This is a genomic window from Halomonas sp. SS10-MC5 (assembly GCF_015992245.1).
GTDB classification, from domain to species: Bacteria; Pseudomonadota; Gammaproteobacteria; order Pseudomonadales; family Halomonadaceae; genus Halomonas; species Halomonas sulfidoxydans.
This window is the reverse complement of record NZ_CP065435.1, coordinates 4,030,202-4,046,681: the sequence shown is the minus strand read 5'-3', so window position 1 is coordinate 4,046,681 and position 16,480 is coordinate 4,030,202. Positions and strand designations below refer to the sequence as shown.

Genomic DNA, 16,480 nt, shown 5'->3' with positions numbered 1-16,480 from the left:
ATGTTGTTGAAACGCTTATAGGTCCAGCACCAGCATCTGGCTCTTGGCCCGCGAGCAGCAGGGGGTGAACTGATCGTTGGCGGCGTGCTCGTCGTCGTCCAGGTAGAGGTCGCGGTGGTCGGGTTCACCCTCCAGCACCCGGGTCAGGCAGGTGCCGCAGACCCCCTGTTCGCAGGAGACCATGATCTCGATGCCGTTCTCGGCCAGCACCTGATGCACCGTCTTGTCGGCGGGCACGGCGAAGCTGGCGCCGCTACTGGCGATCCTGACCTCGAAGCTGTCGTCGTCGGCGGTGTCGGCCACGGCGCCGGCGAAGTACTCGGTGTGCAGCCGCTCGCTGGGCCAGCCTGCCGCCTTGCAGGCCGTCAGCACCGCCTCGATGAAACCAGTTGGGCCGCAGACATAGACCCGGGCGTCGGGATCCGGGGTGGCGACCAGCGCCTCGAGATCCAGCCGCTGGTCCGGCTCGCCATCATCGAAGTGGAAGTGGACGCGTTCGGCGAAGCCGGAGGCGGCGATACGCTGGCGAAAGGCGGTGCGCTCGGGCGAACGGGTGCAGTAGTGCAGCTCGAACTCGGCCTGGGTATGAGCCAGGCGCTCGGCCATGCACAGCAGGGGGGTGATGCCGATGCCGCCGGCCAGCAGCAGGGTGCGCCCGGCCGGCTTGAGCGCGAAGTGGTTCTTGGGCGCACTGACCTGGACCAGATCGCCCACCTGGATCTCCTCGTGCATGGCCAGCGAGCCGCCCCGGGAAGCGGGGTCGCGCAGTACCCCGATCAGGTAGCGGTCGCGCTCCTCGGGGTGGTTGCACAAGGAGTATTGGCGGATCACTCCATCCTTCACCCTCACGTCGATATGTGCCCCGGCGCTGAATGCCGGCAGCGGCCGGCCGTGGGGATCGGCCAGCTCGAAGGTGACGATATCCCGGGCTTCGTCGTGACGCGCCTTGACCTCGACGATCAGCGAAAGGGGAACGCTGCTGCTCATACCGTCGCTCCCGCTTGGCTGTCTTCGCGCTCCTCAGTGAGAATGCGATCGATGATGCGCCTGGCCTGCACGCCGCCGCCGTCGATGTTGAGCTTGAGCAGCTGGCGCTCGGGATAGCGCAGCAGGTTGCGCTGCTGCGCCTCGAGCATCTCCAGGTCCTCGGCGAAAATCTTGCCCTGGCCCTCGCGGATCTTGTCGGTGAGCTCGCTGTCCTCCGGCTTGAAGTTGCGTGCCATGCCCCAGAAGTACCAGATCGAGGTGTCGGTCTCGGGAGTGATGAAATCGACCACGATGCTCGAGGCCTTGACCTCCGCCGGGGCGTCATAGCCGCCGTGGCCGGCATGGGCCACGCCCACGTCGATGTGCACGTGGCTTGGCGGGGTGAAGCGGCAGATCTGCCAGCGATCCACCGGCACGTCATCGGCCAGGCCGCAGCCGCGCAGGGCGGCTTGCCAGAACGGCGGCGCCGGTATGTTCTCCATGTGGCGGCTGGTGATGACTTCTTCGCCGTTGACGGAGGTCTCGGGCGCTGCCTCCTCGATCTCCGGCTGGCCGATGCTGGAGGCGTGCACGTAGGTCTCATGGGTCAGGTCCATGAGGTTGTCGATCATCAGGCGATATTCGCAGCGGACGTGGTAGAGCCCGCCGCCATAGGCCCAGTCGGGACTATTGGCCCAGAGCAGCTCGGGAATCAGGCTCGGGTCGGCCTTCTCCGGATCGCCCGGCCAGAGCCACACGAAGCCGTGGCGCTCCTCCACCGGGTAGGCGCGGATGCTCGGGAAGCCACGCACCCGCTGGCCCGGCATGCTGGCGCACTTGCCGTCGCAGCCCATCTCGAGGCCGTGGTAGCCGCACACCAGCTTGCTGTCGCGCACGAAGCCCAGCGACAGCGGGGCGCCACGGTGGGGGCAGAAGTCCTCCACCGCGGCCACGCGGCCCTCATCGCCGCGGAAGAAAACGATCGGCTCGTTGCAGATGGTGCGCCCCAGCGGCTTGTCCTCGATCTCGTCCGGGGTGCAGGCGACGTACCAGGTATTCTTGGGGAAGGGGGCTTGGAGTGTCACGGTGCTCTCCTCGGGGTCTCGGGTTCCTGCACTCGACATGGAACCGCCTTACCCTCTTGGGTCGAAAATGTTATGTTTGGATCCAAAGTAGAGACCTGAGGCATGCAATTGGTCAACTTATGCTTTAGTTGGATCCATTTCTTTCGTGGCGAAAATCGCAGAGATAACGGGGAGCACCTGTGAGCAACACCGACAAGAGCGTGGTGAGCCGGCTGCGCAAGCTGATCGGCGAGGGCGCCTACGGGCCGGGCGAGCGTCTCGGCGAGGTGGCCGTATCGGAGCAACTGGGCGTCTCACGGACGCCGGTGCGCCTGGCTTTCCGCACCCTGGAGCAGGAGGGGTTGCTGCAGCGGGCCGGCAAGCGCGGCTTCATGGTGCGGGAGTTCACCGAGGCCGACGTGCTCTGTGCGGTGGAAGTGCGAGGGGTGCTCGAGGGGCTGGCGGCGCGGCGCGTGGCCGAACAGGGCTTGTCCGGCGCGCTGGAGGCCGAGCTGCTGGTTTGGATCCAACGAGGGCGGGAGCTGCTGGCCAAGGGCTACCTCGAGGAGCGCGATGTCGACGTCTGGAGCGAACTCAACCGCCACTTTCACCAAACCATCGTCGGTTCGTCCGGCAGCCCGGTGATCGGCGACGCCATTGCCCGCAATAATCATCTGCCTTTCGCGGCCGCCGACTCCATCGTCATCGACAGCGAGGCGCTCGATCGCGAATACCGCAAGCTGCAGCTGGCCCAGACCCAGCATGAGCTGGTGGTCCAGGCACTGCGCCACGGCGAGGGTGCCCGAGCCGAGATGCTGATGCGCGAGCACGCCTTCATTGGACTGCGCTACGGGGAGTTGTTGGGTGCGTGAAAAGTCCAAGAAGAGGCTGGGAATAATCCTTGTTTAAGCAAACATTATGCTTTGAATCAACTAGTTGGATAAGTGAAAAATCCAAGCACCCTAGACTAATGTCGATTATCGGAATGCGTATTGGTGGGGTAGCTTATCCCTAAATCCGAACGTATATTCGGATGCCGAACAAATGCGCTGATCATTATAACGATACTCGGAGGCACCCCATGAACCGTATCCTGACGCGCTGTCTGCTGGCGGCATCCATTGCCAGCCTCACCGTTGCCTCGGCCCAAGCCGCGACCACCCTGCGCATGGCCCACTTCTGGCCGGGCGCTTCGGGCATCAACCAGGAGATCTTCGAGGCCTGGGCCAAGACCATCGAGGAGGAGTCCGGCGGCGAGCTGCGCGTCGAGATGTTCCCCTCCGGTACCCTGGCCAAGCCCGACGCCATCTACGAGGCGGTAGGCAACGGGATCGCCGACATCGGGGCCACGGCCCAGGGCTATACCGCCGGGCGCTTCCCGCTGTCGCAGATCGTCGAGCTGCCGGGGGTGGCGACCAACGCGACCCAGGGCGCCTGCGTGCTGCAGACGCTCTACGACGAAGGCCACCTCGACGAGGAGTATGGCGACACGCGGCCGCTGTTCATGTTCACCACCGGGCCGGGTGGGATCCACACCATCGACACCGACGTGCAGGTGCCGTCCGACCTCGAGGGGTTGCGCATTCGCCGGCCCACCGCTGTGGCCGGCGAGATGCTCGAGGCCATGGGTGCCAACCCGGTGGGCATGCCGGCGCCGGAGATCTATACCGCCATGCAGCGCGGCGTGGTCGACGGCCTGAGCTTCCCGTGGGAAGGCCTCAAGGGCTTCCGCATCAACGAGCTGGTCGAGTACCACACCGAGGTGCCGTTCTACACGCTGATCTTCGTCGCCACCATGAGTCAGCGCACCTATGACGGCCTGAGCCCCGAACAGCAGGCGGTGATCGACGCCAACTCCGGCATGAAGTGGGCCGAGAACGCCGGTGCCGTCTTCGACCGGCTCGACGTCGAGGGCAAGCAGGAGGCCAGGGACGCCGGCCACACCATCCGCGAGATCGAGAACCCGCTGGAGAACCCGGACTGGCAGGCGCCGCTGCAGCAGGGTATCGAGAGCTACCTGGCCCAGGTCGAGGAGCGCGGCCTGCCGGCCCGAGAGGTCTACGAGGCGGCGCTCGCCGCCAGCGAATCCTGCGCGGGCGACCAGGGGTAAGCCATGCAGGCGCTCCTCGAACGGGCCAGCCACTGGCTGGCCCTCGTCTGTCGAGTCGTCGCCGGTGTGGCCCTGCTGGCCCTGCTGACGGTGACCATCGCCGACGTCGGCACGCGTTATCTCTACCGTCTCACCGAGGGCGCCATTGCTCTGCGCGTCTCCGGCAGCGTGGAACTGGTGAGCTATCTGATGCTCTGTGCGCTGCTGGCGGCCATGGCGGCCAGCGTGGAGAAGAGTCAGGTGGTGGTGGAGGCCTTTTCTCATGGCCTCTCGCCTGCCATCAAGGCGCGCCTGCACGGTGTCTACCTGCTGGGCTTCGCCGCCCTCGGCCTGGTGCTGTTTCTCGGCCTGCTCGACTCGGCCGCGGCGGCGACCCGCCATGGCGAGGTCACCCAGGATCTGCGCCTGCCGATGGGGCCCATCTACTGGGCGGCCGCGGCACTCAGCCTGCTGCTGGGGCTGCGCAGCCTGATTCACGCGCTGCTCGGCGCGATGTTCGGCGCCGAACAGGAGGTCTCCCATGGGGAGTGAGATGATCGGAGCCATTGGGCTTTGCATGCTGCTGGTGCTGATGGTGCTGCGCGTGCCGGTGGCGCTGACCATGCTGGCGGTCGGGGTGGTGGGCTTCGCCCAGGTGATCAGCTGGGGGGCGGCGATTGCCCAGCTCAAGACGGTGCCGGTGGAAGTCCTCTCCAACTACAGCTTCAGCGCCGTGCCGATGTTCATCCTGATGGGCGTGCTGGCGGCGCACTCCGGCATGGCTGGCAAGCTGTTCCACTCGACCCGCGTGATCTGCGGCGGCTGGAAGGGCGGCCTGGCGATCGCCGCGGTGGGCTCGTGCGGCATCTTCTCGGCGATCTCCGGCTCGTCGCTGGCCACGGCCAGCACCATGACCCGGGTCGCGCTGCCGGAGATGGAGCGCTACGGCTACCACCGCGGCCTCGCCACCGGCGCCCTGGCCGCCGGCGGCACGCTCGGCATCATGATTCCGCCCTCCATCGCACTGCTGATCTACGCCATCCTCACCGAGCAGTCGGTGGGCGACATGTTCATGGCCGGGCTGGTGCCGGGGCTGATGGGGCTGGTGATGTACGCGCTGACGGTCAGCGTGGTGATGCGCCTGCGCCCCTCGCTGGCGGTGGCCGGCGAGCCGACACCGTGGAAGGAGAAGCTGCTCTCGATGGGCGGGCTGGTGCCCTTCTTCGCCGTGTTCCTGGTGATGATCCTGGGCATCTACTTCGGCGCCTTCACCCCCACCGAAGGGGCCAGCGTGGGCGCCTTCGCCACGCTGCTCTACGCCCTGGCCAAGGGCATGCGCTGGAGCGGGCTGTGGCACAGCGTGCAGGAGACCCTGGCGCTCTCCGCGGTGGTGTTCTTCATGCTGGTGGGGGCCGAGACCCTGGGCTACTTCATCTCGGTGTCGCGGATCTCGTTCTCGATCAGCGACTTTCTCTACGGCGCGGACCTGACCCCGATGGTGGTGGTGCTGTGCATCCTGCTGCTCTACTTCGTGCTGGGGATGTTCATGGATTCCATCGCCATGCTGGTGATCACCGTGCCGGTGGTGTACCCGATCATCCAGTCCCTGGGCATCGACCCGGTATGGTTCGGCATCATCACGGTGCTGACCGTGGAGCTGGGGCTGATCACTCCGCCGGTGGGGATGAACGTCTTCGTGATCAAGGCAATGGCCCCCCACGTGGGGCTGGGCGAGATCTTCCGCGGCGTGGCGCCCTTCATCGTCTCGGATTTCATCCGCCTGGCGCTGCTGGTGGCGTTCCCCGTGCTCACGACGCTGTTCCTGATCTGAGCGCGGCGACGCGTGACGCCCCCGGCTCGGCATGCCCGAGCCGGGGGCGTCACGTTTTCGAGGCTTCGCTTGCGTGCTGGCGCAGCCGGAAGTCACGCGGCGAGAAGCCTGTATTGCGCTTGAAGAAACGGGTGAAATAGGCCGGTTCGGAGAAGCCCAGGCTATCGGCAACCTGGCTGATGGTCATGTTGGTGTAGGTGAGCTGACGCTTGGCTTCGAGCAGCAGGCGTTCGTGAAGCAGCTGCAGCGCACTGCGATCGGCCAGGCGGCGGCACAGGGCGTTGAGGTGCGCGCTGCTCATGCCGAGCTGTTCGGCAAACCGCTCGATGCTCGGCTGCTGGCGGTACTGCGCCTCGATCAGCGCCTGGAAGCTCGCCAGGTGCTCGTGTCCACGGTCGCGCTGGCGCACCCCCGTGGGGGTCGCGGACGGTCCGTGGGGTTCGGCCAGTCGCGCCAGCGCCACCGCCAGGGCCTCGACCAGCGCGCCCAGCATACGGTCGCGCCCCGGCGCGGGCTGGCGATACTCGGCATCGATCTGTTCGACCAGGGTGGCCAGGCGCCGGGCCTGGGGCGAGCGCGCCAGAGGGTGATAGTCGGCATGGCGCAGCACCTTGGCCTGCTCCCCGAGCCGCTGCCCCAGCCGCTCGGCCAGCGGCTGCGCCAGGGTGACGATATGCCCTTCGATGTCCTGCGAAAAGCGAAAGCCATGAATGGCCAGCGCCGGCACCACGATGATCAATGGCCCTCGAAGCGCATGGCGAATGCCCTCCAGCTCGAGTTCGACCTGGCCGTGGGCAACGTGCAGCACATGCACCAGGTCGGCATGTCGATGAGGGCGGATATGCCAGTCGTGCAGCCGGCTGCGCTCGGGGATCGACTCGCAGTGGAGCAGGTCCGGCGTCGGCCAGTGGCGGGTCTCGCCGTAGAGCTTGAAGATCGGAACGGGTGTCTTCGTTGGCTGGGACATGTACGTCTCCTGCTCGCCGGATACGACTAAAGTCGATCGTTTTGGCTCGAAAAGTCCAAATGATGAAAAGAATCTTGCCTTAAAATCCGAATCTTTTCATTGAAAAATGCAACTCATGTCACCCCGGACGAGACAATGAGGCATTGCTCATGAAGACCCAAGTCGCCATCATCGGTGCCGGCCCCTCGGGGCTGCTGCTGGGCCAGCTGCTGAGCCGCCACGGCATCGACAACGTGATTCTCGAACGCAAGAGCGGCGACTACGTGCTCAGCCGTATCCGCGCCGGCGTGCTGGAGCAGGGCATGGTCGACCTGCTGCGCGAGGCGGGTGTCGCCAAGCGCATGGAGGAGGAGGGCGAGGTGCACGACGGCGTCGAGCTGGCCCTGGACAACCGCCGCGTGCGGGTCGATCTGGCCGGATTGACCGGCGGCAAGACGGTGATGGTCTATGGCCAGACCGAGGTCACCCGCGACCTGATGGAAGCCCGCGAGGCGATCGGCGGCACGACGATCTACGAGGCCGACAACGTCCGGCCCCATGCCCTCGAAACCGATACTCCCTACGTCACCTTCGAGAAGGACGGCGAGACCGTGCGCCTCGACTGCGACTATGTGGCCGGCTGCGACGGCTTCCACGGCGTGTCGCGCCAGTCGATCCCGGCGGACCGCATCAAGGCATTCGAGAAGGTCTATCCGTTCGGCTGGCTGGGCCTGCTCGCCGATACCCCGCCGGTCGCCGACGAGCTGATCTACGCCCGCCACGAGCGCGGCTTCGCCCTGTGCAGCATGCGCTCGCCCACACGCAGCCGCTACTACGTGCAGGTGCCGCTCGACGAGAAGGTCGAAGACTGGTCCGATGAGCGCTTCTGGGAGGAGCTCAAGCGCCGCCTGCCCGAGGACGTGGCGGCCAAGCTGGTTACCGGGCCTTCGCTGGAGAAGAGCATCGCCCCGCTGCGCAGCTTCGTGGTCGAGCCGATGCAGTACGGCAAGCTGTTCCTGGTGGGTGACGCCGCCCATATCGTGCCGCCCACCGGCGCCAAGGGACTCAACCTGGCGGCCAGCGACGTCAATACGCTCTACCGGCTGATGGTCAAGGTCTACCAAGAGGGCCGCACCGACCTGATTCCCCGCTACTCGCAGACCTGCCTCAAGCGGATCTGGAAGGCCGAGCGCTTCTCCTGGTGGATGACCTCGCTGCTGCATAAGTTCTCCGACGAGGCGGATTTCGAGACCCGCATGCGCGAGGCCGAACTCGACTACCTCACCTCGTCGGAAGCGGGCCTCACGACCATCGCCGAGAACTACGTCGGGCTGCCCTACGAGTCGCTGGAGTAGCGGCGTCTTCCTTCCTGATCCCCTCCTTGACCCGGGCGCTGATGGCTGGCCCGGGTTTTTCTTGGGCGAGGAGGGGGCAAGGTAAGACTAAGGTCGGGTTTGGGGGGGTGGGCTAACAAAGTACTCTCGTTGTCATCGCGAATACATGTACGCTTAGCGAACAACCCGGTTGACGACAACGAAGGTGGCGTAATGAGAGACTTCCTGAAAAAGGCGTGCCTGGCGGCATGCGGTAGTGGTCTGGCAATGGCAGTATCCGTCTCGACGGTCCATGCCAATGAGTGGCCGACCGACGACGTGCGTCTGGTCGTTCCCTATGCGCCGGGTGGTACCACCGACGTTCTCTCGCGCCGCGTCGCCGACCTGCTGCAAGAGGAGCTGGATGCCAACGTAGTGGTCGAGAATCGCCCCGGCGCGGGTTCCACCGTGGCCACCGGGCGCCTGGCGCGGGGTGGCCACGATGTCGACCACACGATCCTGATGGCCTCCCCAGGCCACACCATCGGCGCGGCGATCTACCCGGACCTGGCCTACGATCCGGTCGAGGACTTCGTCTTCCTGCAGAACCTGATCGACATTCCCAATGTCATGGTCGTGCCGGCCGACAGCCCTTACGACAGCGTGGCCGAGTTCGTCGAGGCGGCCAAGGAGCAGAACATGACCTTCAGCCACAGCGGCGTGGGCAGCTCCATCCATATGTCCGGCGAGCTGTTCAAGACCCTGACCGAGACCAACATGACGGCGGTGCCGTTCGCCGGCAGCGGCGCGGCCCTGCCGGCCCTGCTGGGCGGCGATGTCGACGTGTCGTTCGAAAACATGCCGACCGTGCTCTCGCACATTCAGTCCGGCGACCTGAAGGCCCTGGCCGTCACCTCCGCCGAGCGCTCCGAACATCTGCCCGACGTGCCGACCCTGCGCGAAGTGGGCGATTACAACCTCGACCAGTTCGTCACCACCGCCTGGTTCGGCCTGATCGCCCACGAGTCGTTCCCCGAGGAAGCGCAGGATGCCATGCATGAAGCGCTCGGCGCCGTGATGCAGCGCGAGGAGTTCGTCAACTTCGCCGATCAGCTGGGCGCCGAGCCGGGCCAGGTGGCCGGCGAGGAGTTCAAGCAGTTCATCGCCCAAGAGGTGGAGCGCTGGCAGGACGTGGCCGAGCAGGCCGGCATCAGCCAGTAACACCGGAAACGACCCAGCGATCGTCGAGGCGAGGGCTTTGTCCTCGCCTCACCTGTTTCTCCAGCGAGGTGGTTATGTCGACACCCGTTTACAAGCGCGGTGGACCGATCCGCGATCCGGGCGACGTCCTGGCAGGGAGCGTGCTGCTGATTGCTTCCGTGATACTGCTGTTCTATCTGGTGCCCAACTACATCAATGAGCCGCCCATCCTGCAGAACCCCATGATGTCGCCGCGCTGGCTGCCGCGCATCGTGGGCGGGCTGCTGCTCGGCTTCTCTCTTCTGCTGATCGTGCAGGGATTGATGGTCGATAGCACTGGCAAGGAGGACGGTCGCCGCATCGAGAAGGGGCCGCGACGCCGCTTTGCCCTGATGGTCGTGGCGCTGGTGGTCTACGTGGCCCTGTTCGAGGCGCTGGGTGCGGTGATCAGCGGTATCCTGGCCACCCTGATCCTGTTCGTCGCCCATCCGGTGCGTACCTGGTGGGTCTATGGGTTGGCCATTGTCTTTCCCGTCGTCGTCACCTTTCTTTTCGTCAAGGTCATGAACGTGCCGCTACCGGTGATGCCTTTCTGATGGCAGATCGCACAACCTGCTACTAGGTGACGTATGGAAATCGTTTCGGAAGTCCTGCAGCTCTTCCTCCATCCGGAGAATTTCCTGGCCATCGCGCTGGGCGTCGTCATCGGCGTGGTGGTAGGCTCCATCCCCGGTCTGACTGCCACCATGGCGGTGGCACTGGCCCTGCCGTTCACCTTCTCCATGCAGCCGGTGGCGGCCATCCTGCTGCTGGTCGGCATCTACAAGGGCGGCATGTACGGCGGCTCGATCACCGCCATCCTGATCCGTACGCCGGGCTCGCCCGCCTCGGCCTGCACCCTTCTCGACGGCTACCCCATGGCCCAGCAGGGGCACGCCAAGAAGGCGCTGAAGACAGCCCTCTACTCGTCGGTGATCGCCGATTTCATCTCCAATATCGCGTTGATCTTCTTCGCCGCCTACCTGGCCAAGATCGCCCTGAACTTCGGCGCCCCGGAGTTCTTCTGGCTGATCTGCTTCTCGTTGACCATCATCATCTCACTGGCCAGCGGCTCGATGATCAAGGGGCTGCTGGCGGCGCTGATGGGGATCCTGCTCTCGCTGGTGGGGCTGGACGAGGTCTACGGCTCCCAGCGGCTCACCTTCGGCAACTACAACCTGATGGACTCGATCTCGTTCATTCCGCTGCTGATCGGGCTGTTCGCCATCCCCGAGATCATCGAGTTCTACCGCAAGAAGGCGCTGCCGCACATCAAGGCCAAGGCCAGCGGGGCCGGCCTCTCACTGGCCGAACTCAAGCGCTGCATGAAAAGCATCATCCGCGGCAGCCTGATCGGCGTGATCATCGGTGCCATCCCCGGTACTGGTGCGACCGCCGCGGCCTTCATCTCCTACAGCGACGCCCGGCGCCGCTCGCCGCGGGGCGACAACTTCGGCAAAGGCGAAGTGGAAGGCGTAGCCGCCTCGGAGGCGGGCAATAACGGCGTGGCGGGTGCGACCATGATTCCGCTGCTGTCACTGGGCATTCCTGGCGACGTGATCACCGCGATCATCCTCGGTGCCTTCATGGTGCACGGCCTGACGCCGGGGCCGATCCTGTTCCAGGAGAATCTGCCGCTGATCTACGCCCTGTTCATGGGCATCATGTTCAGTTCGCTGGTGCTGCTGGTGGTGGGCAACGGCGCGATCAAGTATTTCTCGCTGATCGCCGACATTCCCAAGGAGATCCTCTTCCCCATCGTGTTGATGTTCTGCGTCTACGGCGCCTACGCGGTCAACAACGATACCTTCGACGTGTGGCTGATGCTGGGCTTCGGTGTGCTCGGCTATGTCTTCAACCGCGCGGCGATCCCCGCTGCCCCGTTTCTGATCGGCTTCATCCTGGGGCCGATGTTCGAGGACAACTTGCGCCGCTCACTGCTGATCGGCGGCAACGACCTGGCGATCTTCGCGCGCGGTCCGATCACATGGTTCTTCATCGCCTTGACGCTGGGCTCGATCGTGCTGGCGCTCTATCGCTATTTCGTGGCGCGCCGCCAGTCCGCCCGCACCGCTTCGACACAGGAGACGCCATGAGCACCGGCCACGAACGGAACGCAAGCCCGGGGAGGCGTTGACATGGCGGGACCACTGACAGGCCTGCGCGTGCTCGACCTGAGCCGGGTCATGGCCGGGCCCTGGTGCACCCAGATGCTCGCCGACATGGGCGCGGAGGTGATCAAGATCGAGCGCCCGACGAGCGGCGACGACACGCGCCACTGGGGGCCGCCCTGGCTCGCGGATCATGAGGGAAACGCAACCCGCGAGTCGGCCTATTACCTCTCGGCCAACCGCGGCAAGCACTCCGTCACCGTCGACATGGGCAAGCCCGAGGGCCAGGCGCTGATCCGCGAGCTGGCTGCCGAGAGTGATATCCTGGTCGAGAACTTCAAGAGCGGCGGGCTGGCGCGCAAGGGCCTGGACTACGTCACCCTCGAGGCTATCAACCCGGGGCTGATCTACTGTTCCATCACCGGCTTCGGCCAGACCGGGCCGATGGCCGCCATGGCCGGCTACGACTACCTGATCCAGGCCCAGGGCGGCCTGATGAGCATCACCGGAGCCGCTGACGGCGAGCCCGGCGCGGGACCTCAGCGTGTCGGCATGGCAGTAGCGGACCTGACCACCGGCATGAACGCCACCATTGCCATTCTCGGCGCGCTGCATCATCGTCACCTGACCGGCGAAGGGCAGTACATCGACATGGCCCTGCTCGACGTGCAGGTGAGCTGGCTGGCCAACCAGGCGCAGAACTACTTCTGCAGCGGTACGCCGCCTACCCGCACCGGCGAATACCACCCCAACCTGGTGCCCTACCAGCCGTTTCCCACCGCCGACGGCGAGAAGGTGATCATCGCCATCGGCAACGACGGCCAGTTCCAGCGTTTCTGCCGGGCGGTGGGGCGGCCCGAACTGGCCGAGGATCCGCGCTTCGCGACCAATCCCGAGCGGGTCCGGCATCGCCTCGAGCTGGTGCCGATCATGGTCGAGATTACCCGCACCCGAAGCAGCACCGAGTGGATGGCACTGCTGCGCGAGATCGCGGTGCCCTGCGGACCGATCCAGAACATCGCCCAGGTCTTCGACGACCCCCAGGTCAAGGCGCGCGAGATGAAGATCGAGCTCGAGTCGCGCCACGGACCGGTGCCCGGTGTGGCCAACCCGATCAAGTATTCGCGCACCCCGATCGAGTATTGCAAGGCACCGCCGGCGCTGGGCGAGGACACCGACGCCGTGCTGGCGCGGCTGCTCGGCAAGGCGCCGGAGGAGATCGAGGCGCTGCGCCGGCGCGGCGCTATTTAGCGCGCATCAGCCGACGCTGACGCCACCGCAGACGAACAGGGTCTGGCCGGTAACGAAGCCGCTGCGCGCGTCGCAGAAGAAGCTCACCGCCTGGGCCACGTCCTCGGGCTGGCCCATGCGCCGCGCCGGGATGTTGTCGATGATGCGCCGCGCGCGTTCGGAGTCCGGCGGGTTGTTCTCCCAGAAGGCGCTGGTGGCGATGGGGCCGGGGGCGACGCAGTTGACGGTGATGCCGTCGCCGGCCAGCTCCAGCGCCCAGGTGCGGGCCATGGACTGCAACGCGCCCTTGGTCGCGCTGTAGAGGCTGCGCGCCTCCTTGCCCAGCACCACGCGGCTGGCGTTGATGACGATACGGCCGTGGCGCCGTTCGCGCATACCCGGCAGCAGTGCCTGGGTGCAGACCAGGGCCGAGCGCACATTGAGGTGCATCAGGCGGTCGAAGTCCTCCACTCGCGTCTCGTCGAGCAGCGCGGGTGCGACGATTCCCACGTTATTGACCAGGCAATCCACGCTGTGGCTCTCGACGATCTCCGCGAGCGCCGCCTGGGGGGCTTCCACCTCGGCGAGGTCGACCAGGCGGGCATCGGCCCTCAGCGATTCGGCCTCGGGCTCGACGATATCCAGCACGATGGTGCGATAGCCGTCCTGTTGCAGGCGCAGCGCGATCGCTTGACCAATGTTGCGAGCGCCGCCGGTGACGATTGCGCAGGGTTCACTCATGTCGGGACCTTGTTCGGGCGGATGGCGTGTGTACGCATGGCGTACTTTCGTTCGCTAACATGTTTGCCTTCCCGACCTCGCGCCGCAACCCGACCTTCGTCAAACCCTCCGTGCGCGCCGGGACGACTTCCTGCCAACGAGACATGATAGGCTGAGCCAATGAGAGGCATCGTCTACGACACCTTCATCCTCAGGCTCACCGCCCGCTGGTACGCCGAAGTGCTCGCGCGGCTGCCCGCGGGGGCCGCACTGCTCGACGTCGGTATCGGCACCGCCGGCGCGCTGCTGGCCAACGCCGAGGCGGTCGAGCGCAAGGAGCTGCGCATCGTTGGCATCGACATCGACGCCGATTACGTCGCGCGCGCCCGCAAGCGGCTGCACGACTCTGCTCTGGCAGAGCGCGCCGAGGTGCGGCTCGAATCGGTCTACGATCATCGCGGCGGGCCCTATCAGGCGGTCTATTTCTCCGCCAGCTTCATGCTGCTGCCCGAGCCCGAGCGGGCCTTGCGCCACAGCGCCGGGCTGCTGGCGCCGGGCGGGCAGCTCTATTTCACCCAGACGATCCAACTGCGCCCTTCGCCCACGATGGAGCGCCTCAAGCCCCTGCTCAAGCGGTTTACCAGCATCGACTTCGGCCGCGTGACCTACGAGGACGTCTTCAAGGCGCAGCTCGACGCCGCCGACCTGGCGCTGGATGAGTTCCGGGTGCTGTCGCGCCACGGCAACCGGGCGTCGTGCCTGGCCGTGGCCACGCCCCAGTAGCTTTTTCGCGGGGCGGCGGCGTGTGCAGGCACCAGCGCGGCCGGCGCCCCAGGGGGACGCCTAGGGATAGCGTCCGCTGCGGCGGTTCTCCACCAGTACCTCGAGAATGGCATTGGCCTCCTGCATGATCGGCGAGGGCGCCTCGCCCTTGCGCCGGCTGCAGATCACCGGCGAGGTCAGGCCCGGGTCGGCGAGGTAGACGTAGACGATGCCGTCGCGGCGGACGCGCTTGACCTGCTCCGGCACCAGGGTGATGCCGATCTCCGAGGCGACCAGGCCGAGCGCAGTCTGCAGCTCGTTGGCCTCCTGCGCCACGGTGACCTTGAGCCCGCGGCGGCGGAACAGCCCCAGGGTGATATCCGCCAGGCTGGGGCGCGGCTGGGCCGGGAACAACACCAGCGGATACTCGGCGAGCTGGGCCAGGGTCGGCACGGTATCGGCCAGCGGATGGCCGTCGGGCAGCGCCGCCATCAGCGGCTCGTCGAACAGGTTCTCCTGCTCCACGTCGGGGTCGTCGATACGCATGCGGCCGAAGCCCATGTCGATGCGCCCGCTCTTGAGCGCCTTCACCTGCTGCACCGTGGTCAGCTCGGCCAGCACCAGCTCGACGTTATCCTTTTGTCGTAATTCCCGCACCAGCAGCGGCAACTGCCCGTAGAACACCGAAGGAACGAAGCCGATGCCGAACATCACGCGCTTGCTGCGGGCCAGGCGCTGGGTCGCGGCAATGGTGGTGTCGAGCTTCTCCATTATCTGCAGGGTATGCTCATGGAAGAGCTGGCCCGCCGGCGTCAGGCGCAGCCCACGGGCACTCCGCTCGAACAGCTCGGCGCCGATCTCTCCCTCCAACTGCTTGATCTGGCGTGACAATGGCGGCTGTGCCATGTGCAGCCTGGCGGCCGCCCGGGTCAGGTTCAGCTCCTCTGCCACGACGCAGAAATAGCGCAGATGACGCAGCTCCATGATACCTCCAGGGTATGGCTGACGACCTAAACGATATTGGTTCGGCCGCGCCGGGGCAAGCAGACTGCCATGGTATCGAAACACCGAACCGCCGGAGTGCGCATGTCATCTGTCATCGAGTCCATCGAAACGCTGCTGGTCGACCTGCCGACCATCCGCCCCCACAAGCTCTCCATGACCACCATGGCCTGCCAGACGCTGGTCATCGTGCGTCTGCGCGACTCCGACGGCATCGAGGGGCTGGGCGAGGGCACCACCATCGGCGGGCTCGCCTACGGCCCCGAGAGCCCCGAGAGCATCAAGCGCAACATCGACGCCTACCTGGCGCCGCTGCTGATCGGCCAGCCGGCGGGCGCCGTCGCCGCGCTGCGGGCCCGGCTCGACCGCCATGCCCGCGGCAACGCCATCGCCAAGTCGGCGCTGGAAACCGCGCTGCTCGACGCCCAGGGCAAGCGCCTGGGCCTGCCCGTGGCCGAGCTGCTCGGCGGCGCGCGCCACGACCACCTGCCGGTGCTGTGGACCCTGGCCAGCGGCGATACCGCTCGCGACATCGACGAGGCCTTCCAGCGCCTGGAGCAGCGCCGCCATTGCGACTTCAAGCTCAAGATCGGCGCCAACGCCGTGGACGACGACGTGCGCCACGTGGCCGCGATCAAGGAGGCGCTGGGCGAGCGGGCAAGCGTCAGGGTCGACGTCAACCAGGCCTGGGACGAGAGCACCGCCGTGCGCGGCATCGCCGCGCTGCAGGCCGCCGGCATCGACCTGGTCGAGCAGCCGATTCCCGCCCGCGAGCATGCCGGCCTGGTGCGCCTGGCCAACCGCTTCGAGGTGCCGATGCTGGCCGACGAGGCGGTGGCCGACGCTCACGACGGCTTCGCCCTGGCCGCGGCCGGCTTCAATGGCGCCTATGCGCTGAAGATCGCCAAGGCCGGCGGCCCGCGCGGCGCCCTGGCGCTGGCCCAGGTCGCCCAGGCGGCCGGCATCGGCCTCTACGGCGGCACCCTGCTCGAGGGCACCATCGGCACCGCCGCCTCGCTGCACGCCTGGGCGACGCTGCCCGAGCTGGCCTGGGGCAGCGAGATGTTCGGTCCGCTGCTGCTCAGGGACGACATCGTCGCCGAGCCGCTCGCCTACGGCGAGTTCGGCGTGGAGCTGCCGAAAGGGCCGGGGCTGGGCATCGCCCTGGATGAGGGCAAGCTCGCCCATTTCACCCGCAAGTAACCGG

16 protein-coding genes are annotated in these 16,480 nt (G+C 66.3%); 11 read left to right on the top strand and 5 right to left on the bottom strand.

What is annotated here, in order from left to right; genetic code table 11:
* Positions 1–15: 15 nt before the first annotated feature.
* Complete coding sequence (locus I4484_RS18905) at positions 16–987, bottom strand: PDR/VanB family oxidoreductase (RefSeq protein WP_197448715.1); 972 nt, start codon at positions 985–987, stop codon at positions 16–18.
* Positions 984–2,051, bottom strand: a complete 1,068-nt coding sequence (locus I4484_RS18900) for an aromatic ring-hydroxylating dioxygenase subunit alpha (protein WP_234283753.1) — start codon at positions 2,049–2,051, stop codon at positions 984–986. Before I4484_RS18900 ends, I4484_RS18905 begins: the two co-directional genes overlap by 4 nt.
* Positions 2,052–2,230: 179 nt before the next feature.
* On the opposite strand from I4484_RS18900, the gene I4484_RS18895 reads away from it, so the two are divergent.
* The 4 genes from I4484_RS18895 (at position 2,231) to I4484_RS18880 (ending at position 5,950) form a co-directional block, all read left to right on the top strand.
* The gene (locus tag I4484_RS18895; RefSeq protein WP_197448713.1) at positions 2,231–2,902 is read left to right on the top strand and encodes a GntR family transcriptional regulator; all 672 of its coding nucleotides are present in this window, start codon (positions 2,231–2,233) and stop codon (positions 2,900–2,902) included.
* A gap of 209 nt (positions 2,903–3,111) precedes the next feature.
* A complete protein-coding gene (locus I4484_RS18890; RefSeq protein WP_197448712.1) occupies positions 3,112–4,140 on the top strand; it encodes a TRAP transporter substrate-binding protein in 1,029 nt (342 codons plus the stop codon).
* A 3-nt stretch (positions 4,141–4,143) separates the two neighbouring features.
* Positions 4,144–4,671, top strand: coding sequence for a TRAP transporter small permease subunit (locus I4484_RS18885; protein ID WP_197448711.1), 528 nt, complete (start codon positions 4,144–4,146; stop codon positions 4,669–4,671).
* On the top strand, positions 4,661–5,950 hold the full coding sequence (locus tag I4484_RS18880; protein ID WP_197448710.1) for a TRAP transporter large permease: 1,290 nt from the start codon (positions 4,661–4,663) through the stop codon (positions 5,948–5,950). The genes I4484_RS18885 and I4484_RS18880 overlap by 11 nt, the downstream gene beginning before the upstream one ends.
* 49 nt (positions 5,951–5,999) lie before the next feature.
* Here I4484_RS18880 and I4484_RS18875 read toward each other — a convergent pair whose 3' ends face one another.
* A complete protein-coding gene (locus I4484_RS18875) occupies positions 6,000–6,917 on the bottom strand; it encodes a helix-turn-helix domain-containing protein (protein ID WP_197448709.1) in 918 nt (305 codons plus the stop codon).
* A 149-nt stretch (positions 6,918–7,066) separates the two neighbouring features.
* Between I4484_RS18875 and pobA the strand changes: the two genes are divergently transcribed.
* From pobA to I4484_RS18850, 5 genes are all read left to right on the top strand, one after another.
* Positions 7,067–8,251, top strand: coding sequence for a 4-hydroxybenzoate 3-monooxygenase (gene pobA / locus I4484_RS18870; RefSeq protein WP_197448708.1), 1,185 nt, complete (start codon positions 7,067–7,069; stop codon positions 8,249–8,251).
* Positions 8,252–8,497: 246 nt separating this feature from the next.
* Positions 8,498–9,430: a tripartite tricarboxylate transporter substrate binding protein gene (locus I4484_RS18865; protein ID WP_234283754.1), complete on the top strand. Its 933-nt coding sequence runs from the start codon at positions 8,498–8,500 to the stop codon at positions 9,428–9,430.
* Between the two features lie 74 nt (positions 9,431–9,504).
* On the top strand, positions 9,505–10,005 hold the full coding sequence (locus tag I4484_RS18860; RefSeq protein WP_197448706.1) for a tripartite tricarboxylate transporter TctB family protein: 501 nt from the start codon (positions 9,505–9,507) through the stop codon (positions 10,003–10,005).
* 33 nt (positions 10,006–10,038) lie between these two features.
* A complete protein-coding gene (locus tag I4484_RS18855) occupies positions 10,039–11,544 on the top strand; it encodes a tripartite tricarboxylate transporter permease (protein WP_197448705.1) in 1,506 nt (501 codons plus the stop codon).
* A 42-nt stretch (positions 11,545–11,586) separates the two neighbouring features.
* Complete coding sequence (locus I4484_RS18850; protein ID WP_197448704.1) at positions 11,587–12,810, top strand: CaiB/BaiF CoA-transferase family protein; 1,224 nt, start codon at positions 11,587–11,589, stop codon at positions 12,808–12,810.
* Positions 12,811–12,816: 6 nt separating this feature from the next.
* Here I4484_RS18850 and I4484_RS18845 read toward each other — a convergent pair whose 3' ends face one another.
* Positions 12,817–13,530 (bottom strand): SDR family NAD(P)-dependent oxidoreductase, encoded by a 714-nt coding sequence (locus I4484_RS18845; protein ID WP_197448703.1) that lies wholly within the window; start codon positions 13,528–13,530, stop codon positions 12,817–12,819.
* Positions 13,531–13,689: 159 nt separating this feature from the next.
* Here I4484_RS18845 and I4484_RS18840 point away from each other — a divergent pair, with 159 nt between their 5' ends.
* Positions 13,690–14,292, top strand: a complete 603-nt coding sequence (locus I4484_RS18840; RefSeq protein WP_197448702.1) for a bifunctional 2-polyprenyl-6-hydroxyphenol methylase/3-demethylubiquinol 3-O-methyltransferase UbiG — start codon at positions 13,690–13,692, stop codon at positions 14,290–14,292.
* 60 nt (positions 14,293–14,352) lie between these two features.
* On the opposite strand, the gene I4484_RS18835 is transcribed toward I4484_RS18840, so the two are convergent.
* Positions 14,353–15,255, bottom strand: coding sequence for a LysR family transcriptional regulator (locus I4484_RS18835; protein ID WP_197448701.1), 903 nt, complete (start codon positions 15,253–15,255; stop codon positions 14,353–14,355).
* 102 nt (positions 15,256–15,357) lie between these two features.
* Between I4484_RS18835 and I4484_RS18830 the strand changes: the two genes are divergently transcribed.
* Positions 15,358–16,476 carry a muconate cycloisomerase family protein gene (locus I4484_RS18830; protein ID WP_197448700.1) on the top strand — a complete coding sequence of 373 codons (1,119 nt, stop codon included), beginning with the start codon at positions 15,358–15,360 and terminating at the stop codon, positions 16,474–16,476.
* The last annotated feature ends 4 nt before the right edge of the window (positions 16,477–16,480 follow it).